This is a genomic window from Streptomyces sp. NPDC001002, from assembly GCF_053599215.1.
In genome coordinates, this window is sequence record NZ_JBSFLV010000125.1 from 1 (window position 1) to 26,424 (window position 26,424).

Genomic DNA, 26,424 nt, shown 5'->3' on the forward strand with positions numbered 1-26,424 from the left:
TCCGTCGTGCCCCTCGTTGTGGGGTGTGCCGCCCCCCCCCCCCCCCCGGGGTCGAAGGGGCAGAGCCCCTGGAGGATGGGACGGGTAGGGGCGGCGGGGGCGAAAAAATCCATCCGCACCCCCACTAGGCCAATCCGGCACACACACCGCTCCCACCCCTACACCCCGGACAAACACCGCTCCACCCCCACCGCCCTACGGTGGACCCGAATGACGCGAACACCCCATACACCCCCGACGGAAGGGCCGGACCCCGACATGACTTCCCCCACCGCCTTCTGGCTCGCCGGCCGCCAGGTCACCGGCGATGACACCTTCGACGTGACCTCCCCCTGGGACGGCCGCCTGGTGGCAAAGGTCGCCGTCCCGACGGACGCCCAGGTGGAAGAGGCCGTCTCCGCCGCGCACGCGATCCGCGAGGACTTCGCCGCAACCCCGGCCCACATCCGAGCCGCCGCCCTGGACCACGTAAGCCGCCGCCTGGCAGACCGCACGGAAGAGATCGCCCAGTTGATCTCCGCCGAGAACGGCAAGCCCATCAAGTGGGCCCGAGGCGAAGTAGGCCGCGCGGTCTCGGTCTTCCGTTTCGCCGCCGAAGAGGCCCGCCGCTTCAACGCCGGCGAGGCACAACGCCTCGACACCGACCTCGGCGGCCAGGGCCGCCTCGCCCTCACCCGCCGCTTCCCCAAGGGCGTCGTCCTCGGCATCGCCCCCTTCAACTTCCCCCTGAACCTCTGCGCCCACAAGATCGCCCCGGCGATCGCGGCCGGCGTGCCGATCATCCTCAAGCCCGCCCCGGCCACCCCGCTCTCGGGCCTGCTCATCGGCGACCTGCTCGCCGAGACCGACCTGCCGGCCGGCTCCTGGTCGATCCTCCCGGTCGCCAACGACAAGATGCCCGCGCTGGTCCAGGACGAGCGCCTGCCGGTCATCTCGTTCACCGGTTCGGAGAAGGTCGGCTACGCGATCATGGACTCGGTGCCGCGCAAGCACTGCACCCTGGAGCTGGGCGGCAACGGCGCGGCCGTCGTCCTCGCCGACTACGCGAGCGACGCCGACCTCGACTGGGCCGCGACCCGCATCGCGACCTTCTCCAACTACCAGGGCGGCCAGTCCTGCATCTCCGTGCAGCGGGTCATCGCGGACGCCGCCGTCTACGACCGCCTGCTGCCGCGCATCGTCGCCGCCGTCGAGGCCCAGGTCACCGGCGACCCGGCCGACGACAAGACAGATGTCGGCCCGCTGGTCAGCGAGGTGGCCGCGCAGCGCGTCGAGTCGTGGGTCCAGGAGGCCGTCGACGCCGGTGCCACCCTCCTCACCGGCGGCAAGCGCGACGGCGCCTCCTACGCGCCGACGGTCCTCACCGACGTACCTGCCGACACGACGATCTCCTGCGAGGAGGTCTTCGGACCGGTGCTGACCGTGACGAAGGTGGACGGCGAGGCCGCCGCCTTCGCCGCCGCCAACGACTCCAAGTACGGCCTCCAGGCAGGGGTGTTCACCCACGACCTCCAGGTCGCCTTCCGCGCCCACCGCGCGCTGGAGGTCGGCGGTGTGGTCATCGGCGACGTCCCGTCCTACCGCGCCGACCAGATGCCGTACGGCGGCGCCAAGCAGTCGGGTGTCGGCCGCGAGGGCGTGAAGTTCGCGATGGACGACTACACGTACGAGCGGGTGCTGGTGCTGACGGGCCTCACGCTCTGACCGCACCTCTCTAGCTAATGGGAACCATTTTCATATAGCCTCCCCGAAGGGGCCCGGCGCCGATGCCTTCCGGTGCCGGGCCCCTTCTCCGCGTCGGCCCGCCCCGGACCCTCAACCGGAGAAGCCGACGTGCGCGAGCCGCACCGGCCCGCGCAGCCTGAGGTGCACGTCGTGCACGCCCTCGGCGACGATCCCGGCACCGAGGACGGTGTAGTCGTACGGCCCCGACGTGGGCGCGGGCAGGGCGAGTTCGGCGAGGGTCGGACCGCCGTCGAGGGACACCTCGACCGCCCCCTCGCCCGCCACCCGCACGGTCACCTCCGTGACGCCGGCCCCGAAGTCGCAGTCCCGGTAGACCAGTTCACCGGCTCCATCGCCCGCCGGCGTGACCGCGTCCCCCGACACCTTCGTCCGGTCGACGATCGCGATCCCGCTCTGCTCGTCGAAGTCGGCGGCGGAGAGCCCCCGTTGGAGCACACGGCGCGGACCACCGGGGTCGCCGTTCAGCAGCACCGTCGTACGGAGGCGGACGTCCTCGCTGGAGGCACCGGCCAGCACCTCGTACGGGCCCGGCTCCAGACGCCATCCGCTGCCCTTCACGTCCCAGAACTCGAAGGCGGAGAGCGGGACTTCGAAGGACAGGTCCGACCGCGCGCCCGGCGCCAGCGTGACCCGGCGGTGCGCGAGCAGTTCGCGGCGCGGACGCGGCACCGACGGTTCCACGGCCCGCGTGTAGAGCTGGGCGACCTCGTCGGCCGTGACGTCACCGGTGTTGGTGACCGCGAAGGAGACATGCGCCGACCCGTCCTCGACCCGCACGGCGAGGTCGGCGTAGGCGAAGGAGGCGTACGACAGTCCGTGGCCGAAGGGGAACAGGGGTGTTCCCTCGAAGTACAGGTACGTCTGCCGGCCGCCGATCACGTCGTAGTCGAGCAGGTCGGGCAGATCGCCGTCGCTCGCGTACCAGGTCTGCGGCAGGCGCCCGGCGGGGGAGACCTCGCCGGACAGGACACGGGCCAGCGCGGTGCCGGCCGCCTGGCCGCCGTGGGCCGTCCACAGCACGGCGGGCACGGCCGCGGTCCCGACGGTGTACGGGTACGCGGAGACCAGCGCCAGCACCGTGCGCGGGTTGGTGGCGCGGGCCGCGCGCAGCAGGCGCTCCTGCTGGGCGGGGAGGCGGAGTGTCGTACGGTCCTCGGTCTCGCGGCCGTTGATGTGCGGGTCGTTGCCCGCCACGACCACGACGACGTCGGCCTGCGCGGCGACCCGCCGCACGGCCTCCTCGCCGCGCTCGACGAAGACCAGCTCGAAGGGTTCCGGGCGCTCGGGGTGCATGGCGTTCTCGTCGTGCTCGTCGGCAACCTTCACGCCGTCGGCGGCGACACGGACATGGCGGCCGGTACCGATGTGCAGCAGGAGGTGACCGTTCTCGTGGGGTTCAAGGCGGAACGTCTCCTGGACGACCCAGCCGCCGGGCTGGTCGGTGGAGGCGCGGAGGTAGCCGTCCTCGGCCACCGAGAGATAGCGGCCGTCGGGGGCGCGGAGGGTGAGGACACCGTCTCCCCAGTCGACGAGCGCGAGTTCGGTGCCGGTGGGGTCGGTGGTGAGCGGGGGCAGGTCGGTACGGCCGGCCAGCAGCGCCGGGTCCAACGCGCCCTCGGCTCCCCGCACTTCGTCGGCCACGTCCACCAACGGCACGTGCAGGAAGGTGCCTTGGGGCGTCTTCAGCCGTACGCGGTCCACGCCCTCCGCGAACTCCACTCGCTCGGCGCCGAATTGCTCGTACAGCCCCTCCAGTGGAGTGGAGCGGTGGATGAGGGTGCCGCTGTACCAGTCGAGCTTGCACTCGTCGGCGAGCAGGCCGACGACCGCGATCCGGGTGTCGGGGGCGAGGGGCAGCAGGCCGTCGTTCTTGAGCAGCACGACCGCCTGCTCGGCGGCCTCCTGGGCGAGGGCGCGGTGCCCGGGGGTGTCGAAGTCGGCGGGGCCGGCGTACGGGTCGTAGCGCGGGTCGAACTCGCCGAGCCGGAAGCGTACGGAGAGCTGGCGGCGGACGGCCGTGTCGATGTCCGCGTCCGTCAACAGCCCTTGTTCGTAAGCCCTCTTGATCCGCCCGGTGATCCGCGAGGCGTCCGTGCCGTGGTCGGTGAAACTGTCGACGCCGGCGCTCAGCGCGGCGGCCGTCGCCTCCTCGTGGGTGTCGAAGTAGCGCTCGGAATCGACCAGGTTGGAGGGCGCCCCCGCGTCCGAGCAGACCAGCAGCTCCTCGTCGGTCCAGGCGCGCAGGTGCTCGCGCAGGTACGGGGAGACGTGGTTGGGGCGGCCGTTGACCAGGTTGTACGCCGGCATCACCCCGGCGGCCGCGCCCGCCTCGACCGTCTCGCGGAAGGCCCGCAGGTCGTACTCGTGCAGGACGCGCGGGCGGACCGAGGAGGACGTGACGTCGCGACCTGTCTCGTTGTTGTGCGCGAGCCAGTGCTTGAGGACCGGTGCCGTGCGCCAGTAGGTGGGGTGGTCGCCGCGCAGGCCGCGGGTGTAGGCGGTGGCGATCGCCGAGGTGAGCTTCGGGTCCTCCGAGTAGCCCTCCTCGTTACGGCCCCACAGCGGGTGGCGCAGCAGGTTCACCGTCGGTGCCCAGACGTTGAGGCCGACGCGGTCGTCGCGGGCGCGCATGGCCCGTGCCTCCTTGGCGACGGCCTCGCCGACACGGCGCACCAGCTCCGGGTTCCAGGTCGCGCCGAGGCCCACGGCCTGCGGGAACACCGTCGCCGGGCCCATCCAGGCCACCCCGTGCAGGGCCTCCTGGCCGGTGCGGAACGCGGCGAGGCCAAGGCGCTCGACGGCGGGCGCGAACTGGTGCAGGAAGGAGATCCGCTCGTCGAGCGTCAGCCGCTCCAACAGATCGTCGATGCGCTTCGCGAACGGCAGCTGCGGATCGCGGAACGGCGGCGTGGACGGCGTCAGTTCGGACACGTGGGGTTCCCCTTGCGATGGAGCGGCGGAACACTTTCGAAGCGCTTCGATGCTCATTCGACGGACGGCTGGGTGTCAAGGGATGCTCACCGCTATTTCAAGCAGCACATACCAAGAGGTCGGCCCTGATACCTCGGAGGAATCTTGGAGGCGACCCTTGTGCACCCCAGGGTGTTCACTTAACCTCGCAGCAACATCGAAGCGCTTCGACAAGTTCGCCAAGTGCTCTGTTCCACTCAAGACACCGCAGCCGACGGCCCACCGCCGGGTGTCCTGGTGCGCCATGAAGGGTTGACGCAATGACGCCGAACGCCTCCGCCGCCTCCGCCCCCAGCCGGAGAAGTTTCCTCGCCTCCACGGCGGTCGCCGCCGCAGCGGTGGCGGGAGGAATGCCGCTGCTCGCCGCGTGCGGTGGTTCGGACAGCGGGTCGAACGGGGGTTCGTCGTCGGGCAAGGGCGTCAAGAAGCTGCTCCCGGCCTACGTGGCCGGCAATGTGGTGACCCCCGACATCCCCGCGAAGAACGGCTCCGCGCTCGGCTTCACCGCCAAGCTCGACCTCGCCGGCCTGAAGACCTCGGTGCCCAAGAAGCTCGGCAAGGGCGGCAAGGTCTCCATCATGTCGCCGTTCTGGGGCTCCCCGCCGAAGTCGGACAACGCCTACTACAAGGCGATGAACGCCCTGATCGGCGTCGACGTCGAGTGGCAGAACCAGGACGGCAACACCTACGACCAGAAGCTCGGCGCGGTCCTCGCCTCCAGCGACATCCCCGACGTCGTGGTCATCCCCGGCTGGAACATGGGCGGCAAGATACCCAGCGCGATCGTCGGCAAGTTCGCCGATCTCGGCCCCTATCTCTCCGGGGACAAGATCAAGGAGTACCCGAACCTCGCGGCGATCCCGACCGACGCCTGGCGGCGCTCGATCTTCGGCGGCAAACTCCGCGGCCTGCCGCAGCCCTCCCCCTACGTCACCGGCATCGTGCCCCTGTACCGCAAGGACATCTTCGACAAGGAGGGGTACCAAGTCCCCACCTCCGCCGACGAGTTCATGGCGCTGGCCAAGGAGATCACCAACGCCAAGGCCAAGCGCTGGGCCTGCCTGGACATGAAGTGGACCGCCTTTCAGGCCTTCGGTGTCCTCTCGGGCAGCGAGAAGCCGCTCGGCTGGAACCTCGTCGACGGCAAGCTGGTCTACCGCGTCGAGACCCCCGAGTACCTCGAAGCGCTGGAGTGGACCCGCAAGCTCTTCGCCGCCGGATACGTCCACCCGGACGCCGAGTTGGGCAAGAGCGCGGCCACCGACCCGGGCCCCAAGTTCGCCGCGGGCGAGTTCCTCATCTACCCCAACAACATCTCGCAGTGGTGGAGCCGCACCGCCGAACAGGCCACTCAGAACCCGGAGTACAAGATCTGGGGCATGGACATCTTCGGCCACGACGGCGGCGACCCGACCCTCTGGGCCGAACAGCCCGCCGGGATCTTCGCCTTCATCAGCAAGAAGGCCTCCGAGTCCGTGATCCGTGACGTGCTGGCCGTCGCCAACGTCACCGCCGCGCCGTACGGCACCAAGGAGTACATGCTCACCAACTACGGCGTGGAGGGCACCCATTACACCGTCAAGGGCGGCGTGCCCACCAAGACCGACCAGGGCAACAACGAGGTCCTGAACGCCTACGTCATGGTCGCGAGCCCCGCCGCCACGATCGCCCACCCCGACTTCCCCGACGTCGCCAAGGCACAGGTCGAGTGGCAGCAGCGGATGGGCGCCTTCACCAAGAAGTCCACCTTCTACGGCCAGCAGATCACCGAGCCCAGCCGGTACACCAACCTCTCCAACGACTTCGAGCAGTTGGAGGACGACATCACCCGCGGCCGCAAGAAGATCAGTGACATGCAGCAGGCCGTCTCCGACTGGAAGAGCAAGGGCGGCGACCGACTCCGCGACTGGTACCAGAAGTTGCTCGACGACAACGGCACCGCGGCGAGCTGACCGGCACCGAGGCAAGGAGAACGGCCGTGTCCCACAGCACGGTGCCTCGGAGCAGGACCGAGGCCGACACGACGGGGAAGACCCCGGTGGCGTCCGGCGGCGCCACCGGCACCTCGCAGAAACGTCCCGGCGGGAAGCTGAGCCTGCGGCTCAGGTTCAGACGCGACCGCGTCCTGCTCCTGATGACGCTGCCGGCGCTCCTGCTGATCCTGGTCTTCAACTACCTGCCGATCCTCGGCAACATCGTCGCCTTCCAGGACTACGACCCCTACGTCAGCGACAACGGCATCGTCTCGATGCTGCACAGCCCCTGGGTCGGCTTCGAGAACTTCCAACTGATCTTCCAGGACTCGGCCTTCTGGAGCGCCGTACGGAACACACTGGTCCTCTTCTTCCTCCAGCTGATCCTGTTCTTCCCCATCCCGATCCTGCTCGCGCTGCTCATCAACAGCGTGGTCAGGCCCCGGGTCCGGGCGCTCTCGCAGGCGATCCTCTACCTGCCGCACTTCTTCTCCTGGGTGCTGGTCATCGCCGTCTTCCAGCAACTCCTCGGTGGGGCAGGCCTGTTCTCGCAACTCCTGCGCCAACACGGCTACGACGGCCTCGACATCATGACCGACCCCAACACGTTCAAGTTCCTGATCACCGCGCAGAGCGTGTGGAAGGACGCGGGCTGGGGGATCATCGTCTTCCTCGCCGCGCTGTCCTCCGTCAGCCCCGATCTGTACGAGGCCGCGGCGATGGACGGCGCGGGGCGCTGGCGCCGCATGTGGCACGTCACGCTGCCCGCGCTGCGGCCGGTGATCGCGCTGCTGCTGGTGCTGCGGGTGGGTGACGCGTTGACGGTCGGCTTCGAACAGATCCTGCTCCAACGCGATGCCGTGGGCCCCGGAGCGGCGGAGGTCCTCGACACCTTCGTCTGGTGGAACGGCGTCCGCAACCAGGACTTCGGCTACGCGGCCGCCGCCGGACTCGTCAAGGGCGTGATCAGCCTCGGCCTGGTCCTCGCCGCGAACAAAGTGGCCCACCTGATGGGCGAGCAGGGGGTGTACAAGAAGTGACCGCCGTCATCGACGAGGCCGTGAATCCGGTCAAGTCCGCACGACAGCCGGGGCGTTGGGCCGCGCCGCCTCGCCCGACCTGGGAGGAGGAGCCCAGCAAGGCCGGCCTCGCCGGCAAGGGCCTGGTCCTCACCCTCGCCTGCCTCGGCATCCTCTTCCCGCTCTGGATCGTCCTCGTCACCAGCCTCTCCTCGCGCAAGACCATCGACGAGGCGGGCGGCCTGGTCATGGTGCCCAAGGGCATCACGTTCGTCGCCTACAAGGAGCTCCTCAGCGGCGGTCAGGTCACCCGGGCGGCGATCATCAGCATCCTCGTCACGCTCGTCGGCACGCTGTTCTCGATGACGGTGTCGGTGCTGTGCGCGTACGGGTTGTCGCGGATCGGGTCGCTCGGGCACCGGTGGCTGCTGATGATTCTGCTCGCCACGATGTTCTTCAGCGCCGGGCTGATTCCCACGTACCTGCTGGTGCAGTCGCTCGGACTCACCGACAGCTATCTCGCGCTGATCCTGCCGAGTGCGCTCAGCGTGTTCAACATCCTTGTGCTGCGCGGGTTCTTCATGGGGATCTCGCAGGAACTCACCGACAGTGCGCGGATCGACGGGGCCGGGGATTTTCGAATTCTGTGGCAGATCGTGATGCCGTTGTCGCGTGCGGTGCTTGCCGTTATCACGCTGTTCTACGCCGTCGGGTACTGGAGTGCCTGGTTCAACGCGTCCCTGTATCTCAACGACCAGAACATGATGCCGCTGCAGAACGTCATGATCCAGCTGGTGCAGAAGCAGGAGGCGCCGGTGGGGTTGGGGCAGGCGATCAAGACCGGTGAGCTGTCCGGGCTCGCTGTTCAGATGGCGGTGATGGTGATGGCTCTGCTGCCGGTGGCTGTGTTGTCGCCGTTCGTCCAGAAGCATTTCAAGAAGGGCATGTTGACCGGTGCTGTGAAGGGTTGACCTGGTCATTTGTCTGCGGCTGCGCTGTGGCTGGTCGCGCAGTTCCCCGCGCCCCTGAAGGGGCGCCACACCTACCCTCCTTCATTAGACGAGGTATGTCATGCTCACGCCCCGCCTGAGCCGTCGGGCTGTTCTTGCCGGGACCGCTGCCGCCACTGCGCTCACCACGCTCCCGCCCTTGCAAGGGCGCGCCCATGCTGCCGAAGCCGTCGCCCCCTCCTACCGCTGGCGCAACGCCGTCATCGGCGGAACCGGATTCGTCACCGGTGTCCTCTTCCACCCCTCCGTCCGCGGGCTCGCCTACGCCCGTACCGATATCGGCGGGGCCTACCGGTGGGACGAACGGGCCGCCCGATGGACCCCGTTGACCGATCATCTCGGTTGGGACGACTGGAACCTCCTCGGTGTGGAGGCCCTCGCCATCGACCCCGCCCACCCTGACCGCCTCTATCTCGCCCTCGGCACCTACGCCCAGTCCTGGGCCGGCAACGGAGCCGTGCTGCGTTCCGACGATCGCGGCGCCACCTGGACCCGTACCGACCTCGCCGTGAAGCTCGGCGCCAATGAGGACGGACGCGGGGCTGGTGAGCGGCTGCTCGTCGATCCGCGTGACAGTGACACCCTGTGGCTCGGCACCCGGCACGACGGGCTGCTCAAGTCCACCGACCGGGGTGCCACTTGGGCAGCCGTGAGCGACTTCCCGGCCGCGCCCAACGCGAGCGGCCAGGGCGTCACCTTCCTCGTCGCCGTCGGCCGTGCCGTCTACGCCGGCTGGGGCGACGGTGACGGCACCGGCGCCACGAGCAACCTGTACCGCACCACCGCCGGCACCGCAGGTGGGACCACCGGCGGAACCACCTGGGAAGCCGTCCCCGCCCAGCCCACCGGCACCTCCGCCAAGGTGCCGATCCGGGCCGCGTACGACGCGCACACCCGCGAGCTGTACGTGTCGTACGCCGACGCGCCCGGGCCCAACGGGCAGGCCGACGGCAGTGTGCACAGGTTCGCTCCCGGTACCGGCCGATGGACGGACGTCACCCCCGTCCGGCCCGGCGGCAGCGACACCTTCGGCTACGGCGGGGTCGCCGTCGACGCCCGTCGACCCGGCACCGTCGTCGTCTCCACCAACAACCGCTGGGCGGCCGTCGACACCCTGTACCGGACCACCGACGGCGGTCGCACCTGGACGTCCCTCAAGGACGCTGCTGTCTTCGACGTGTCCGAGACTCCTTTCCTCAAGTGGGGTGCCGAGCAGCCCAAGTTCGGCTGGTGGATCCAGGCCGTCGCCGTCGACCCGTACGACTCCCGGCATGTGGTGTACGGGACCGGTGCCACCCTCTACGGCACGCGGGATCTGAAGCACTGGGCGCCGCAGATCCGTGGCCTGGAGGAGACGTCGGTGATCAAGCTGGTGTCGCCCCCGGTCGGGGAGGCGCACCTGCTGAGCGGCTCGGGGGACATCGGCGTGCTGTACCACGAGCGGCTCACGGCCTCGCCCTCCCGCGGCATGGCGACGAACCCCGTGTTCGGGTCGGCGACGGGACTCGCGCAGGCCGCGGGCAGGCCGGCGTACGTGGTGCGCACCGGCTGGGGCGACAACGGCAACGGTGCCTTCTCGGGCGACGGCGGCCGGACCTGGGCGCCCTTCGCTGCCCAGCCCTCCCTCGCCCATGACGCACCGGGGCCGATCGCCACCAACGCCGACGGCAGCGTGCTGCTGTGGTCCTTCGTGCACTGGGACGGCACGAAGTACGCAGCCCACCGCTCGGCCGACAACGGCACGACCTGGACCGAGATCTCCTCCTTCCCGAAGGGCGCCACGCCGGTCGCCGACCCGGCCGACCCGACGCTCTTCTACGCGTACGACACCGATACAGGAACGCTACTTGCCAGCACTGACAGTGGCCTCTCGTTCACCGAGCGTGCGGGTGGGCTGCCCGCCGGGGACAGTCAGTTCCAGCTGGTCGCGGCGCCGGGGCGGTCCGGTGACCTGTGGCTGAGCGCCAAGTGGAACGGGCTCTACCGGTCCGTCGACGGCGGCGTGAGCTTCGCCAAGGTCGCCAGCTGCTGGGCCTCGTACACCCTCGGCTTCGGGAAGGCCGCCGACGGATCCGACTATCCGGCGATCTATCAGGTCGGCTCCACCGAGACCATCACCGCCGTCTACCGGTCCGACGACGAGGCCAAGACCTGGGTGCGGATCAACGACGACGCTCACCAATGGGGCTGGACCGGGCAGGCCATCACCGGTGACCCGCGCGTGTACGGGCGGGTCTTCCTCGCCACCAACGGGCGTGGGATCCAGTACGGGGAGCGGATCTGATGCCTCAGCTCAACGACACGACCCGTGGGCGCATCCTCTTCGGCGGCGACTACAACCCCGAGCAGTGGCCCGAGGAGACCTGGCACGAGGACGTCCGGCTGATGAAGGACGCCGGCGTCAACTCCGTGACCCTCGGGGTCTTTTCGTGGGCGAAGCTCGAACCCCGGCCGGGGGAGCGGGACTTCGGCTGGCTGGACCGGCTGATGGATCTGATGCACGGGAGCGGGATCGGGGTCGTGCTCGCCACTCCCACCTCCTCGCCCCCGCCCTGGCTCGGCCGCCTCCACCCCGAGACGCTGCCCCGCGACGAGGACGGCCGGACCGAATGGTGGGGTGGCCGCCAGCACTTCTCGCACTCCAGCGCCGCCTACCGCAGCCGGGCCGCCGCCATCACCGAGGATCTCGCGGCCCGTTACGCCGACCACCCCGCCCTCACCCTGTGGCACATCAACAACGAGTACTGCACCTACGACTGGGGCGACGAGGCCGCCGCCCGTTTCCGCGGCTGGCTCGGCGAGAAGTACGGCAGCCTCGACGCCCTCAACTCCGCCTGGGGAACGGCCTTCTGGAGCCAGGGCTACGGCGACTGGGCCGAGGTGCTGCCGCCCCGGCACGCGCACTACCTCAAGAACCCCACCCAGGTGCTGGACTTCAAGCGGTTCACGTCCGACATGCTCCTGGAGTGCTACACCGCCGAACGGGACATCGTGCGGCGCCACACCCCGCACATCCCCGTCACCACCAACTTCATGCCGCTGTGGGCCGGGCAGGACGCGTGGCGGTGGGCGGGGGAGGAGGACGTCGTCTCCGTCGACCTCTATCCCGACCCGCGTGATCCGTTCGGCGCCCAACACGCCGCCCTTGTCCAGGACTTGACCCGATCCCAGGCGCGCGGCCCCTGGATGCTGATGGAGCAGGCGGCCGGTCCGGTCAACTGGCGGGGCGTCAACCACCCCAAGCCGCGCGGCCTCAACCGCCTCTGGTCCCTCCAGGCCGTCGCCCGCGGAGCCGACGCCGTCTGCTACTTCCAGTGGCGCCAGTCCCGACAGGGCGCGGAGAAGTTCCACTCCGGGATGGTCAGCCACGCGGGGGAGGAGGGCCGTACCTTCCAGGAGGTCAAGCGGCTCGGCGCCGAACTCGCCACGATCGGCGCGGAGGTGACGGGCACTCACCTCACCGCCGACATCGCCGTCCTGCACGACTGGCACTCCTGGTGGGCCGGCGCCCACGAGGGCCGCCTCTCCACCCGCGTCGACTACACCGACGTCCTCACCTCCTGGCACCGCGCCCTCTGGCAGTCCCACCTCACCACCGACTTCGCCCACCCCGAACACGACCTGAGCCCGTACAAGCTGGTCGTCGTCCCCCAGCTCTACGCCCTCACGGACCCGGCGATCGACAACCTCCTCACCTACGTCCGCAATGGCGGCACCCTCGTCTCCGGCTTCCTCACCGGCGTCGCCGACCAGGACGACCGAGTGCGCCCCGGCGGCATGGACCCCCGGCTCCGCGAACTCCTCGGCATCCGCACCATGCACGAGTGGTGGCCCCTGGACGAAGGGGAGTTCGCGGAGACCGACCGCTTCCGCGGGACCCTGTGGTCGGAGGAGATCGAGGCCACCGGGAACGCCGAGGTCGAGGCCGCGTACAAGGGCGGCGAACTCGACGGGCTTCCCGCGGTTCTGCGCAACGGCCGTGCCTGGTACGTCTCCACGCTCCCCGAGCCCGACGCGCTGCGCGCACTCCTCGCCCTGATCGCGGCCGACGCGGGCGCCCGTCCCGTCCTCGACGGACTGCCCGACCGGGTCGAGGCCGTGCGCCGCGGCGACCTGCTCTTCCTGCTCCACCACGGCCGCGAGTCCGTGTCCGTCGAGCTCCCGGGCACCCACCATGACCTGCTCACCGGCGCGTCCTTCACCGACGAAGTCACCCTCGGCCGCTACGGCGTGGTGGTGTTGCGCTCATGAACCTTACGCACGGAACCTGGGAGCCCCGGCCCGCCGTCCGCTGGGAGGACGGCTTCCTGAGCGGCAACGGCCATCATGGCGCCCTTGTGTTCGGTGAGCCGGACGACGAGCGGGTCGTCGTCACCCATCACACCCTGGTCCGCCCCAACGGCGCCGAACACGCCCGCCCGCCCCACCTCGCCGACCGACTCCCCGCTCTCCAGGACAGCTTGCTCGCAGGCGACCTGCACGCGGCCGAATCCTTCACCGACGGGCGCGAGTTGCAGTGGGTGCAGCCTTTCCATCCGGCCTTTCAGGTACGGCTGCGCGGGACGACCGACACGCTCACCAGGGCCGGCACGCCCGCCGAGCCAAGCACAGAAGCACCCCGCTACCGCCGCTCCGTCGACTTCACCACCGGCGTCACCGAGACCGAATACGAGGGCCACCGCAGCCGCGTCTTCGTGTCCCGCGCCGATGACGTGATCGTCCAGCACGTCATCTCGCCCGACCTGGACATCACCCTCGACCCCCACCTCCCGGGCGCACCCGCCGGGCTCGCCGTCGGCGACGGCGCGGTCCTCACCCCCGAGGGCGCCCTGCTCACCCTGCGCGTCCACTACCCGGGGAGTGAGACGGCGTACACCGGAGTGACCCTGGTCGTGGCCACGGGTGGCCGAACCACGCTCACCCCGCCGGGAGTTCGGGTCACCGGCGCGGACTCGGTGCTGCTGCTGACCCGAGTGAAGCGGCACGCCGGTGAGCCGGACACCGAGCCCCTGACCCGTGCCCTGCGTGACCTGCTCATGGACACCGGGAATCCGGATGCAGGGGACCCGCAGGCCAACGGCCCACATTCCAAAGCCCCGCACGCCGACGACCCCTACACCCACCTCCTGAACCGCCACATCACCCTCCACCGCACCGCCTACACCCGCGTCACCCTCGACCTGCACGCCGACCCAACCGAACGCGCCCTCCCCGGGTCGGAGTTGCTCGCGCTCCCCGACAGCCCCGCCCTCCTGGAGCGCCTCTTCGCCGCCGGCCGCTACCACCTGCTCTCCGCGAGCGGCCTCCTCCCGCCCCGGCTGACCGGCCTGTGGACCGGCGACTGGGACACCGCCTGGTCCGGCGCCTTCACCAACGACGCCAACCTCAACCTCCAGACCGCCTCCGCCGCACCAGGCGCCCTGCCCGAAGTGACTGAGGCCCTCGCCTCTCTGATCCACGGTCAGCTCGACGACTGGGCCGAGAACGCCCGCGCGGTCTTCGGCGCCCGAGGCGTCGTCGCCCCCGCCCACACCGACGGCGAGTCCGGGCTGTCGTACCACTTCAGCCGTGAATACCCCCTCCACCTGTGGACCGCCGGCGCCGACTGGCTGCTCAAGCCACTCGTCGATCACGACGAGACACGCGGCGCCCGCGATTCGCGTACCGCCGCCGCGCTCGCCGAAGTCGCCCGGTTCTACGAGGACTTCCTCAATCGGACGGACGGGGACGGGCAGTTGGTCGTCGTCCCCTCCTACTCGCCCGAGAACCGGCCCGCGAACGGGAGTTGGGGCGCGATCGACGCGGCGATGGATCTGTCCGCCGCCCGGCACGCCCTGCTGACCGCGGCCGACTACCACCCGGGACCCGACGCGGACCGCTGGCGCGCGCTCGCCGACCGGCTCCCACCCCATCGCGTCAACTCCGATGGCGCGCTCGCCGAATGGGCCCACCCCGGCCTCGACGACAGCTACGACCACCGGCACCTCAGCCACCTCTACGGTGTCTGGCCGCTCGACGAGATCACCCCGTACGACACCCCCGACCTCGCGGCCGCCGCCCAGCGCGCCCTCGAACTGCGGGGCGCCGAGAACGACTCCGCGCACGGGCATCTGCATCACGCCCTGATCGCCGCCCGGTTGCGCGACGGCGACCGGGTCGCGCACGCGCTCGGGCAGGTCCTGAAGGGCGACTTCTTCCACAACTCCCTGATGAGCGCGCACTACCCGAACCGTGACGTCTACAACGCGGACGCGGCGCACACCCTGCCCGCGGTGCTCGTCGAGACGCTCGTGCAGTCGACGCCGGACCGGCTGGTCCTGCTGCCCGCGCTCCCGGCGACGTACCCGAAGGGTGAACTGCTGGGCGTCCGTACCCGGTTCGGGGCCGTGCTCGATCTGACCTGGAGCCCGCACCAAGCGACCGTGCGGCTGCGCCCCACCCGCAGCCGCCGCGTCGAACTCCGGACTTCCGCCGGCGCGGAGCCGCTCGATCTCGTCGCCGGCGAAGACCGCGTCCTCACCCTGAGGACGTGGTGATCCCCGCACCTCCCCCCACCCATGGAAGGGACACCATGGCTACACGCACTCTGAGCAGGGTCACCATGGCGCTGCTGGCCCCGGCCCTCGCGCTCGGCGCCACCGTCGGCCTTGCCTCCGCCCCCGCCTCGGCGGCCGTCTGGAGCTCCTGCGACCAGTGGGGCAACACCTCGCTGAACGGCTACACGCTCTACAACAACATCTGGGGCTCCGGCGCCGGCGCCCAGTGCATCTGGGCCAACTCCGGTACCAACTGGGGCGTCAACGCCAACCACCCCAACACCGGCGGCATCAAGTCCTACCCCAACGCCAAGAAGGTGATCAACAAGTCGATCACCTCCCTCGGTTCGCTCTCCAGCAGCTACAACGTCTCGGTCCCGTCGTCCGGCGCGTACAACACGTCGTACGACATCTGGGACACCAACTACGACTACGAGATCATGCTCTGGATGAACAAGACGGGCGCCGTCGGCCCGCTCGGCACCTCGCAGGGCAACCTCACGCTGGGCGGCCACACCTGGACCGTCTACAAGGGCAACAACGGCGCCAACGACGTGTTCTCGTTCGTGCGCACCTCCAACTCCAGCTCCGGCACGGTCAATGTGCTGCCGATCCTGAAATGGATCAAGGACACCAAGGGCTGGTTCGGCAACGTGACCATAGGGGACCTGCAGTTCGGCTTCGAGATCACGTCCTCCTCCGGCGGCCTGGACTTCACCGTCAACAGCGAGAGCGTGACCAGTAGTTGAGCCCCGGCGGTTGAGCCGGACGTGGCCGGTCCCAGTTCCGCGGGACCGGCCACATCCGCGTCTACTCCGCCACCGGCAGCCGCGCCCCGTCCCGCAGGAACAGCGGGATACGGTCGAGCGGCGCCTCGACCGTCACGGCCGTACCGCCCTCGTACGTCTCGCCGGTCCACGCGTCCGTCCAGGTCGCGCCCGCCGGGAGGTACGTCGTGCGGGCCGTGGCGCCGGCGGTCAGGACCGGGGCGACCAGCAGGTCCCGGCCGAAGAGGTAGGCGTCGTCCACCGTCCAAATCGCCCGGTCGTCCGGGAACTCCAGGAAGAGCGGGCGCATCGGCGGCAGCCCCTCCTCGTGGGCCTCCCGCATCACGTCCAGAACGTACGGCTTCAGGCGTTCGCGCAGGCGCAGGTACTTCGCCAGGACCGGGGTGGTCTCCTCGCCGTACGACCAGACCTCGTTGGGTCCGCCGGTCATGTCGGGGCCCAGCGCCATGCCGGGGTCGCGGAAGCCGTGCAGGCGCATCAGCGGGGACAGGGCGCCGAACTGGAACCAGCGGACCATCACTTCGCGGTACGCGGGGTCGTCCGGGTCGCCGCCGTGGAAGCCGCCGATGTCCGTGTTCCACCAAGGGATGCCGGACAGGGCCGTGTTGAGACCGGCCGCGATCTGGCGGCGCAGGGTCGCGAAGTCGGTGCCGATGTCGCCGGACCACAGGGCGGCGCCGTAGCGCTGACTGCCCGCCCACGCCGAGCGGTTGAGGGTGATGATCTCGTCGTCCCCCGAGCCCGAGGCGAGCAACCCGTCATAGAACGTGCGGGAGTTCTCGGCGGGATAGCTGTTGCCTACCTCCAGGCCCGGGCCCGTCCAGTAGCGCAGGTTCTCCTGGAAGCCGGGCTTCAGCTCCGGCTCGCAGGCGTCCAGCCAGAAGGCCGTGATGCCGTACGGGTCCAGGTAGTTCTCCTTCACCTTCGACCACACGAACTCCCTGGCCTCCGGGTTCGTGGCGTCGTAGAAGGCGACCTGGACGGTGGACGAGACCCCCTTGTCGGGCCAGTCCGCGTGCGCCATCGGGCCGTACTGCGTGCCGATGAGGTAGCCGCGCTGCTCCAGCACCGGGTGGTTCTCCGACAGCGGCGACACCGACGGCCAGACGCTGACCACCAACTTGATGCCCAGGTCCGCCAGTTCACGGACCATCGCCCCCGGGTCGGGCCACTCCGACAGGTCGAACTTCCAGTCGCCCAGGTGCGTCCAGTGGAAGAAGTCGCAGACGATCGCCGAGATCGGCAGCCCGCGCCGCTTGTACTCCCGTGCCACGGCGAGGAGTTCGTCCTGCGTGCGATAGCGCAGCTTGCACTGCCAGAAGCCGGCCGCCCACTCCGGCAGCATCGGCGTACGGCCCGTCACCGCGCTGTAGCGGCGCTGGCCGTCCGCCGGGGCGCCGGCGGTGATCCAGTAGTCGATCTGCCGGGCCGAATCGGCCACCCACCGCGTGCCGTTGCGGGCCAGCTCCACGCGGCCGATCGCCGGGTTGTTCCACAGCAGGGTGTAGCCGCGGCTGGAGGAGAGCACCGGTATGGAGACCTCGGCGTTGCGCTGCACCAGGTCGAGCACCAGGCCCTTCTGGTCCAACTGCCCGTGCTGGTGCTGCCCGAGACCGAACAGCTTCTCGTCGTCGTAGGCCGCGAAGCGCTGCTCCAGCCGGTGGTGGCCGTTGCCGACAGCCGTGTACAGGCGCGAGCCCGGCCACCAGAAGTGCGCCCGCTCCTCGGCGAGGATCTCCGCGCGGTCGTCCGTGCGCAGGAACCGGATCAGCCCCTCGGCGTCCACCTCCACGGTGAGCGCGCCGACGGTCAACTGCCCCTGTCCGCCTTCTATTTTGACGGTGGACGACGTCGGCGGCGCGTCCGCGAGCAGCGCGCCCGGCAGTCCGTCGAGGACGGGACCGCCGAGCCGGGCCCGGACCCGGACGGCGTCCGGCCCCCACGGCTCGACGCGCAGCGTCTCCTGACGGCCGCTCCACTCCAGCGCGCCGTCCCGCTCGCGGAAGGTGCCGACGGTGGGGGAGGACTGCGCGAGGCTCACCGCGCCGGTCGGGGGCTGGTTTTCGGCAGGCTGATTCACGAGGAGTGCTCCTGGAGGAAAGCGGACAGGGGTGACCCGCACCGGCACCTGGAAACTGGAACGTGGAACCTGAGACGTGGGACCGGGAACGTGGCGTGTCAGGGCCTCGACGGGGCCGGACCCGTACTGGAGCGCACCGTCAACTCCGGTGCGATCAGCACGACTTCGTCCTTGCCGCGGCCATCCAGCTTGGCGACCAGATGCTCCACCGCGTGCCGGCCCATCTCCTGCGCGGGGATGGCGACCGACGACAGCCGCACCGAGGCCTGCACGGCGACCTGCTCAGGGCAGATCGCCACCACCGACATGTCCTCCGGCACGGCCCGGCCCTGGTTGCGCAGCAGGGCGAGCAGCGGCTCCACCGCCGACTCGTTCTGCACGACGAAGCCCGTGGTGCCCGGGCGCTCGTCGAGGATGCGGGCGAGGGTGAGCGCCATCGCGTCGTACCCGCCCTCGCACGGCCGGTGCAGCAGTCGTACGCCCAACTCCTGGGCCCGTGACCGCAGTCCGTCGAGGGTGCGTTCGGCGAAGCCGGTGTGGCGCTCGTAGACCGCGGGGGCCTCGCCGATGACGGCGAGGTCGCGGTGGCCGAGCTTCGCCAGATGCTCGACGCACAGTGCGCCCGTCGCCTTGAAGTCGAGGTCCACGCAGGTCAGTTCGGTGGTGTCGGCGGGCAGTCCGATCAGCACGGCCGGCTGGTCGGTGCCGCGCAGCAACGGCAGCCGCTCGTCGTCGAGTTCGACGTCCATCAGGATCATGCCGTCGGCGAGCCCGCTGCCGGTGACCCGGCGCACCGCGTCCGGACCTTCCTCGCCGGTCAGCAGCAGGACGTCGTAACCGTGTGTCCGGGCCGTGGTGGCGACCGCGATGGCGATCTCCATCATCACCGGCACGTACATGTCGGTGCGCAGCGGGATCATCAGCGCGATGATGTTCGACTTGCTGCTGGCCAGGGCGCGCGCGCCCGCGTTCGGGTGGTACCCCAGCTCGCGGATGCTCTGCTCGACCCGCAGCCGGGTGGTCACGGAGATGGACCGCTTCCCGCTGAGGACATAGCTCACCGTGCTCGCCGAGACTCCGGCGTGCTGGGCGACCTCGGCGAGGGTGACCATCCAGCTCTCCAAGCGGTGTGAAGCGCTTCGACAGTGCGCATTACGAACAGGGGCGGGTGAGGATGGTTCGACACTAGCTCTGGCGCGGGTGGGTGTCCATAGGTTGTCGAAGCGCTTCGACAGCTTTTCTCGAACCGGCGCACCGACGACCGCTGAGTCGTACCCCGACCGTGCCCGGGGCCGTACCCGAACCGTCCCCCGGACGGACCCCCGGCGCAACACCTCAATCCGTCGGACGGCTGCGCGAAGGGTGGTGGGGTCGCCCGGGATCGGGTACTAACGATCGGGTAGCACCCGTCGGTAACCAAACTGGTCCGAGATCCCGATTCGCGGCGAGGTGACCCTCATGTCCGCACCATCCAGCGATTCCCCCGGCAAGGCCACAGTCTCCGAACGCGAGGCCCGCCAGGTGGCGGAGGCCGCCCGGGAGCAGGAGTGGCGCAAGCCCAGTTTCGCCAAGGAGCTCTTCCTCGGCCGCTTCCGGCTCGACCTGGTCCACCCGCACCCCACGCCCGCCGCCGAGGACGCCCAGCGCGGCGAGGAGTTCCTCGCCAAGCTCCGCGACTTCTGCGAGACGAAGGTGGACGCGGCGCTCATCGAGCGCGAGGCCAGAATCCCGGACGAGGTGATCAACGGGCTCAAGGAGCTCGGCGCCCTCGGGATGAAGATCGACACCAAGTACGGCGGGCTCGGCCTCACCCAGGTGTACTACAACAAGGCGCTCGCGCTGGCCGGCTCCGCCTGCCCGGCGATCGGGGTGCTGCTGTCGGCGCATCAGTCCATCGGCGTACCGCAGCCGCTGAAGATGTTCGGCACCGCCGAGCAGAAGGAGGCCTTCCTTCCGCGCTGCGCCCGCACCGACATCAGCGCCTTCCTGCTCACCGAGCCCGACGTCGGCTCCGACCCGGCCCGCCTCGCCACCAGCGCGGTGCGCGACGGGGACGACTACGTCCTCGACGGCGTGAAGCTGTGGACCACCAACGGCGTCGTCGCCGACCTGCTCGTCGTGATGGCCCGGGTGCCGAAGACCGAGAGCGCCAAGGGCGGCATCACCGCCTTCGTCGTGGAGACCAACTCGCCCGGCATCACCGTCGAGAACCGCAACGCCTTCATGGGCCTGCGCGGCATCGAGAACGGCGTCACCCGCTTCCACCAGGTCCGGGTCCCCGCCGCCAACCGCATCGGCCCCGAGGGTGCCGGCCTCAAGATCGCCCTCACCACCCTCAACACCGGCCGCCTCTCGCTGCCCGCGTCCTGCGTGGCGGCCGGCAAGTGGTGCCTGAAGATCGCCCGCGAGTGGTCCGCTGCCCGCGAGCAGTGGGGCAAGCCGATCGCCGACCACGAGGCCGTCGGCGCGAAGATCTCCTTCATCGCTGCGACCACCTTCGCCCTGGAGGCGGTCCTCGACCTCTCCTCGCAGATGGCCGACGAGGACCGCAACGACATCCGCATCGAGGGCGCGCTCGCCAAGCTCTACGCCTCCGAGATGGGCTGGCTCATCGCCGACGAACTCGTCCAGATCCGCGGCGGCCGAGGCTTCGAGACGGCGGCCTCCCTGGCGGCCCGCGGCGAACGGGCGGTCCCGGCCGAACAGGTGCTGCGCGACCTCCGTATCAACCGCATCTTCGAGGGCTCGACCGAGATCATGCATCTGCTGATCGCGCGCGAGGCGGTCGACGCCCACCTCTCCGTGGCCGGCGACCTCATCGACCCCGACAAGTCCCTTTCGGACAAGGCGAAGGCGGGCGCCAACGCCGGTGTCTTCTACGCCAAGTGGCTGCCGAAGCTGGTCGCGGGCCCGGGCCAACTGCCCAACTCCTACGGCGAGTTCAAGCGCGAGGTCGACCTCTCCGCGCACCTGCGCTACGTCGAGCGCACCGCCCGCAAACTCGCCCGCTCCACCTTCTACGCCATGTCCCGCTGGCAGGGCCGGATGGAGACCAAGCAGAGCTTCCTCGGTCGGATCGTCGACATCGGCGCGGAACTCTTCGCGATGAGCGCGGCCTGCGTACGGGCCGAACTCCTGCGCGCCCAGGGCGAGAACGGCCGCGAGGCCTACCAACTGGCCGACGCCTTCTGCCGCCAGTCCCGACTGCGCGTCGAGGAACTCTTCGGCCGCCTGTGGAGCAACACCGACACCGTCGACCGCAAGGTGGTCAAGGGCGTCATGGCGGGCACGTACGAGTGGCTGGAGCAGGGCATCGTCGACCCGTCGGGAGACGGGCCCTGGATCGCCGCGGCGGACCCGGGCCCGTCGAAGGCGGAGAACGTGCACCGGCCTATCGGGTGAGGTGGGTCGAGGCCCGGCCGGGCCTCGACAACACCCGTCGGCTCAGCAGTACTTGTCGCTCGGATCCCGCGTCGTCCAGGAGCAGGAGTCGACCTTCGAGCCGGTCGACTTGGTCAGCGTGGCGGTGTCGCTGGTGTTGTTCCAGACGTACCAGCCGCGGTTCTGGTACTTGTTCGACGCGGTGTCCGTGCCCTTGCCGGTGTGCACCTTCATGTACTTGCCGGCGCCGATCTTGATGTTCTTGAAGACGTACTTGTGGTTCGAGGTGTCCTTCAGGATCCAGCCCTTGAGCGTGATCGCCGAGCGGCTGGTGTTCTTGATCTGCACCCACTCGGCGTTCAGGCTCGCGTTGGAGCCGCGGTCCGAGCCCGGGCTGTCGAACCAGACGTGGTAGACGATCACTCCGCCGGCGGCTTCGGCGGGTGAGCTGAGCAGGGTGCCGGTGAGTACGGCGGCGCCCGCGATCGCGGGCAGAGCGGCGCGTATCCGCATGGAAATCCCCCAAGAATCCCAAGAAATTCGTCCCCCGACCGATTTCTCCCCCCGGCCGGTACAGCAGTGCTATCACGCGATCTTCACTCAGGCTTCACAAAGGGGGTTTCTGCTTCATTCGGCACAGGAAGCGACAAGCCACCCGCGCGAGGGACGCGCTGTCCTCCTGGCGGTGCGATGCGGCCACAATGGGGGGATGAGCGACAGTCCAGCCCCCCTCGCCGACCCGCACCTCGTCTACGACCCGGTCGCGGGCGGCGGACCGAAGGACGTGGTGATCCTCGGATCCACGGGGTCGATCGGCACCCAGGCCATCGACCTAGTACTGCGCAACCCCGACCGCTTCCGGGTCACCGGCCTCTCCGCCAACGGCGGCCGGGTCGCCCTCCTCGCCGAGCAGGCGCACCGGCTGCGGGTACGGACCGTCGCGGTGGCCCGCGAGGACGTCGTACCGTCCCTCCGCGAGGCGCTGACCAGCCTGTACGGCGCTGGCGAGCCGCTCCCCGAGATCCTCGCGGGCCCGGAGGCGGCCACCCACCTCGCCGCCTCCGACTGCCACACGGTCCTCAACGGCATCACGGGCTCCATCGGCCTCGCCCCGACCCTCGCCGCCCTGGAGGCGGGCCGCACCCTCGCGCTCGCCAACAAGGAGTCGCTCATCGTCGGCGGCCCGCTGGTCAAGGCGCTGGCCAAGCCCGGGCAGATCATCCCGGTCGACTCCGAGCACGCGGCCCTGTTCCAGGCACTGGCGGCCGGCACCCGCTCCGACGTACGCAAGCTCGTCGTCACCGCCTCCGGCGGCCCCTTCCGCGGCCGTACGAAGTCCGAACTGGCGGACGTCACCGTCGAGGACGCCCTCGCCCACCCCACCTGGGCGATGGGCCCGGTGATCACGATCAACTCGGCGACCCTGGTCAACAAGGGGCTGGAAGTCATCGAGGCGCACCTCCTCTACGACATTCCCTTCGACCGCATTGAGGTCGTCGTGCACCCCCAGTCGTATGTCCACTCGATGATTGAGTTCACGGACGGATCGACGATCGCCCAGGCGACACCCCCCGACATGCGCGGGCCGATCGCCATCGGCCTCGGCTGGCCGGAGCGCATTCCGGACGCGGCGCCCGCCTTCGACTGGAGCAAGGCCTCGACGTGGGAGTTCTTCCCCCTGGACAATGAGGCGTTCCCCTCGGTGAACCTCGCCCGGCACGTGGGTGAGCTCGCGGGCACCGCCCCGGCGGTGTTCAATGCGGCCAACGAGGAGTGCGTGGAGGCGTTCCGCGGCGGCGCACTGCCGTTCAACGCAATCATGGAGACCGTGACAAGAGTGGTCGAGGAGCACGGCACGCCCGGCGCGGGAACTTCACTCACCGTGTCGGACGTCCTCGAAGCGGAGACCTGGGCACGGGCCCGGGCCCGGGAACTGACAGCGCAGACGGCGACCGCGGAGGCGCGTGCATGACGAGCTTGATGATGATCCTCGGCATAGTCGTCTTCGCGTTCGGCCTGTTGGTCTCGATCGCGTGGCACGAACTGGGGCACCTGTCCACGGCCAAGCTCTTCGGCATCAGGGTGCCGCAGTACATGGTCGGCTTCGGGCCGACGCTGTGGTCGCGCAAGAAGGGCGACACCGAGTACGGGTTCAAGGCCATCCCGTTCGGCGGCTACATCCGCATGATCGGCATGTTCCCGCCCGGACCCGACGGCCGCCTGGAGGCCCGCTCCACCTCGCCCTGGCGCGGCATGATCGAGGACGCCCGCTCGGCCGCCTTCGAGGAACTGCGCCCCGGCGACGAGAGCCGCCTGTTCTACACGCGCGCCCCCTGGAAGCGCGTGATCGTCATGTTCGCGGGCCCGTTCATGAACCTGATCCTGGCGGTGGCGCTCTTCCTCACCGTCCTGATGGGCTTCGGCATCGCCCAGCAGACCACCACGGTCAGCTCGGTCTCCCAATGCGTGATCTCGCAGAGCGAGAACCGCGACAACTGCACGTCGGGCGACCCGGCCTCGCCGGCCGCGGCGGCGGGCCTCAAGCCCGGCGACAAGATCGTCTCCTTCGCCGGAGTGCGCACGGACGACTGGAACAGGCTCTCCGACCTGATCCGCGCCAACCCCGGCAAGGACGTCGCGATCATCGTCTCGCGCGACGGCAAGGAGGTCACCCTCCACGCGACGATCGCCACCAACCAGGTCGCCCAGAAGGACTCCAGCGGCCAGATCGTCCAGGGCAAGTACGTCAGCGCCGGCTTCCTCGGCTTCAGCGCGGCCACCGGTGTCGTCAAGCAGGACTTCGGCGACTCGGTGACCTGGATGGGCGACCGGGTCGGTGACGCCGTCGACTCCATCGTGGCGCTGCCCGGCAAGATCCCCGCCCTGTGGGACGCGGCCTTCGGAGGCGGTGAGCGAGCCGACGACTCCCCGATGGGCGTGGTCGGCGCGGCCCGGGTGGGCGGCGAGATCTTCACCCTGGACATCCCGGCCAGCCAGCAGCTGGCGATGTTCGTCATGCTGGTGGCCGGCTTCAACCTCTCCCTGTTCCTGTTCAACATGCTCCCGCTGCTGCCCCTGGACGGCGGCCATGTCGCGGGCGCCCTGTGGGAGTCCCTGCGCCGCCACACGGCCAGGCTCCTGCGCCGCCCGGACCCGGGTCCGTTCGACGTGGCGAAGCTGATGCCGGTGGCGTACGTGGTGGCGGGCATCTTCGTCTGCTTCACGCTGCTGGTGCTGGTGGCGGACGTGGTTAACCCGGTGAAAATCTCGTAGCCACTCCTGGTTCGCAACGGCCCGGCATGCTCAGTGCCGGGCCGTTCTCCATCGAGTGGGTTTACCAGCGGGATGTGCCTGGCCCTCTGTGGGTGACGTAATCTCAAAGCCTGGAGCCCGTTGTTCCGGGACCGGGGCCTTGATCCACGACTTGGGGTTGCACAGCAGATGACTGCGATTTCTCTCGGCATGCCGTCCGTTCCGACCAGGCTCGCCGAGCGCCGCAAGAGCCGGCAGATCCAGGTCGGTACCGTGGCGGTCGGCGGCGACGCCCCCGTGTCGGTGCAGTCGATGACGACCACGCGTACGTCCGACATCGGCGCGACCCTCCAGCAGATCGCCGAGCTGACGGCGTCCGGCTGCCAGATCGTCCGGGTGGCCTGCCCCACGCAGGACGACGCCGACGCCCTGTCGACGATCGCCCGCAAGTCGCAGATCCCGGTGATCGCGGACATCCACTTCCAGCCGAAGTACGTGTTCGCGGCGATCGAGGCGGGCTGCGCCGCGGTCCGGGTGAACCCCGGCAACATCAAGCAGTTCGACGACAAGGTCAAGGAGATCGCGCGGGCCGCGAAGGACCACGGCACCCCGATCCGCATCGGCGTGAACGCGGGCTCGCTGGACGCGCGACTGCTGAAGAAGTACGGCAAGGCGACCCCCGAGGCGCTGGCCGAGTCCGCCCTCTGGGAGGCGTCCCTCTTCGAGGAGCACGACTTCCGGGACATCAAGATCTCGGTGAAGCACAACGACCCGGTCGTCATGGTCGAGGCCTACCGCCAACTCGCCGCCCAGTGCGACTACCCGCTGCACCTCGGCGTGACCGAGGCGGGCCCGGCGTTCCAGGGCACGATCAAGTCGGCGGTGGCTTTCGGCGCGCTGCTCAGCCAGGGCATCGGCGACACGATCCGCGTCTCCCTCTCCGCGCCGCCGGTCGAAGAGGTCAAGGTCGGCAACCAGATCCTGGAGTCCCTCAACCTCAAGCAGCGCGGCCTGGAGATCGTCTCCTGCCCGTCCTGCGGCCGCGCCCAGGTCGACGTCTACAAGCTCGCCGAGGAAGTAACGGCCGGCCTCACCGGCATGGAGGTCCCCCTCCGCGTCGCCGTCATGGGCTGTGTCGTCAACGGCCCCGGCGAGGCCCGAGAGGCCGACCTCGGCGTCGCCTCCGGCAACGGCAAGGGCCAGATCTTCGTCAAGGGCGAGGTCATCAAGACCGTCCCCGAGTCCAAGATCGTCGAGACCCTCATCGAAGAGGCCATGAAGCTGGCCGAACAGATGGAGGCAGACGGAATCGCGTCGGGCGAGCCGTCGGTGTCGGTGGCGGGCTGAGGGTTTTCGGGGGCGGTGGCCTGAAGGTTGCCGCGGGCGGGGCCTGGGTTGTCGCCGACGGTGACCTGTCGGTTGTTGTCGGCGGAGGCCTGAGCGGTTCGCCGCGGCTGGATCGAGGCCGATCCGCATCGTTCTGCCCGTCCGGTGTCCGGGGACAGCAACTTTTCGACGCCGGTCCGCAATTTCCAGCCCGTCCGGCGTTTGAGGACGAGGCCGTTCAGGCCGAAAGCGGGGGTCTGGGGGCGGCAGCCCCCAGGGGACGGCGAGGGCACCGCCTGGGTCAACGCCGACGACCTCATGATCTCCCCGGCCGCGTCCGCCG

The 26,424-nt window shown here is 69.8% G+C and carries 16 protein-coding genes; 12 read left to right on the forward strand and 4 right to left on the reverse strand.

All coding sequences use genetic code 11. The features are described from left to right. The first annotated feature begins 258 nt into the window (after positions 1–258). Positions 259–1,704, forward strand: coding sequence for an aldehyde dehydrogenase family protein (locus ACWDR3_RS37125; protein WP_450356981.1), 1,446 nt, complete (start codon positions 259–261; stop codon positions 1,702–1,704). A 111-nt stretch (positions 1,705–1,815) separates the two neighbouring features. Here the strand turns inward: ACWDR3_RS37125 and ACWDR3_RS37130 are convergent, their stop codons facing one another. Next, complete coding sequence (locus ACWDR3_RS37130; RefSeq protein WP_450356996.1) at positions 1,816–4,668, reverse strand: glycoside hydrolase family 3 C-terminal domain-containing protein; 2,853 nt, start codon at positions 4,666–4,668, stop codon at positions 1,816–1,818. Positions 4,669–4,976: 308 nt separating this feature from the next. Between ACWDR3_RS37130 and ACWDR3_RS37135 the strand changes: the two genes are divergently transcribed. From ACWDR3_RS37135 to ACWDR3_RS37165, 7 genes are all read left to right on the forward strand, one after another. Then, positions 4,977–6,668, forward strand: a complete 1,692-nt coding sequence (locus ACWDR3_RS37135; protein WP_450356982.1) for an extracellular solute-binding protein — start codon at positions 4,977–4,979, stop codon at positions 6,666–6,668. Between the two features lie 26 nt (positions 6,669–6,694). After that, on the forward strand, positions 6,695–7,729 hold the full coding sequence (locus ACWDR3_RS37140; protein ID WP_450356983.1) for an ABC transporter permease: 1,035 nt from the start codon (positions 6,695–6,697) through the stop codon (positions 7,727–7,729). Further along, on the forward strand, positions 7,726–8,679 hold the full coding sequence (locus ACWDR3_RS37145) for a carbohydrate ABC transporter permease (RefSeq protein WP_450356984.1): 954 nt from the start codon (positions 7,726–7,728) through the stop codon (positions 8,677–8,679). The genes ACWDR3_RS37140 and ACWDR3_RS37145 overlap by 4 nt, the downstream gene beginning before the upstream one ends. 100 nt (positions 8,680–8,779) lie before the next feature. After that, entirely contained in the window at positions 8,780–11,002 is a 2,223-nt protein-coding gene (locus tag ACWDR3_RS37150; RefSeq protein ID WP_450356985.1) for a 1,4-beta-glucanase, read from the forward strand. Next, the gene (locus ACWDR3_RS37155) at positions 11,002–12,969 is read left to right on the forward strand and encodes a beta-galactosidase (RefSeq protein WP_450356986.1); all 1,968 of its coding nucleotides are present in this window, start codon (positions 11,002–11,004) and stop codon (positions 12,967–12,969) included. Before ACWDR3_RS37150 ends, ACWDR3_RS37155 begins: the two co-directional genes overlap by 1 nt. After that, positions 12,966–15,254 carry a glycosyl hydrolase family 95 catalytic domain-containing protein gene (locus ACWDR3_RS37160; protein ID WP_450356987.1) on the forward strand — a complete coding sequence of 763 codons (2,289 nt, stop codon included), beginning with the start codon at positions 12,966–12,968 and terminating at the stop codon, positions 15,252–15,254. The genes ACWDR3_RS37155 and ACWDR3_RS37160 overlap by 4 nt, the downstream gene beginning before the upstream one ends. Before the next feature lie 35 nt (positions 15,255–15,289). Next, a complete protein-coding gene (locus ACWDR3_RS37165) occupies positions 15,290–16,003 on the forward strand; it encodes a glycoside hydrolase family 12 protein (protein WP_450356988.1) in 714 nt (237 codons plus the stop codon). A gap of 61 nt (positions 16,004–16,064) precedes the next feature. On the opposite strand, the gene ACWDR3_RS37170 is transcribed toward ACWDR3_RS37165, so the two are convergent. Further along, the gene (locus ACWDR3_RS37170) at positions 16,065–18,122 is read right to left on the reverse strand and encodes a glycoside hydrolase family 31 protein (protein ID WP_450356990.1); all 2,058 of its coding nucleotides are present in this window, start codon (positions 18,120–18,122) and stop codon (positions 16,065–16,067) included. Between the two features lie 98 nt (positions 18,123–18,220). Further along, complete coding sequence (locus ACWDR3_RS37175; protein ID WP_450356991.1) at positions 18,221–19,234, reverse strand: LacI family DNA-binding transcriptional regulator; 1,014 nt, start codon at positions 19,232–19,234, stop codon at positions 18,221–18,223. A 346-nt stretch (positions 19,235–19,580) separates the two neighbouring features. On the opposite strand from ACWDR3_RS37175, the gene ACWDR3_RS37180 reads away from it, so the two are divergent. Continuing rightward, positions 19,581–21,524, forward strand: coding sequence for an acyl-CoA dehydrogenase family protein (locus ACWDR3_RS37180; protein WP_450356992.1), 1,944 nt, complete (start codon positions 19,581–19,583; stop codon positions 21,522–21,524). Between the two features lie 42 nt (positions 21,525–21,566). On the opposite strand, the gene ACWDR3_RS37185 is transcribed toward ACWDR3_RS37180, so the two are convergent. Continuing rightward, on the reverse strand, positions 21,567–22,016 hold the full coding sequence (locus ACWDR3_RS37185) for a lamin tail domain-containing protein (protein WP_450356993.1): 450 nt from the start codon (positions 22,014–22,016) through the stop codon (positions 21,567–21,569). A 196-nt stretch (positions 22,017–22,212) separates the two neighbouring features. Here ACWDR3_RS37185 and dxr point away from each other — a divergent pair, with 196 nt between their 5' ends. From dxr to ispG, 3 genes are all read left to right on the forward strand, one after another. After that, complete coding sequence (dxr, locus tag ACWDR3_RS37190; RefSeq protein WP_450356994.1) at positions 22,213–23,475, forward strand: 1-deoxy-D-xylulose-5-phosphate reductoisomerase; 1,263 nt, start codon at positions 22,213–22,215, stop codon at positions 23,473–23,475. A gap of 8 nt (positions 23,476–23,483) precedes the next feature. Further along, positions 23,484–24,776, forward strand: coding sequence for a M50 family metallopeptidase (locus ACWDR3_RS37195; RefSeq protein WP_450356997.1), 1,293 nt, complete (start codon positions 23,484–23,486; stop codon positions 24,774–24,776). A 168-nt stretch (positions 24,777–24,944) separates the two neighbouring features. After that, a complete protein-coding gene (ispG, locus tag ACWDR3_RS37200) occupies positions 24,945–26,102 on the forward strand; it encodes a flavodoxin-dependent (E)-4-hydroxy-3-methylbut-2-enyl-diphosphate synthase (RefSeq protein WP_450356995.1) in 1,158 nt (385 codons plus the stop codon). Positions 26,103–26,424: the final 322 nt, after the last annotated feature.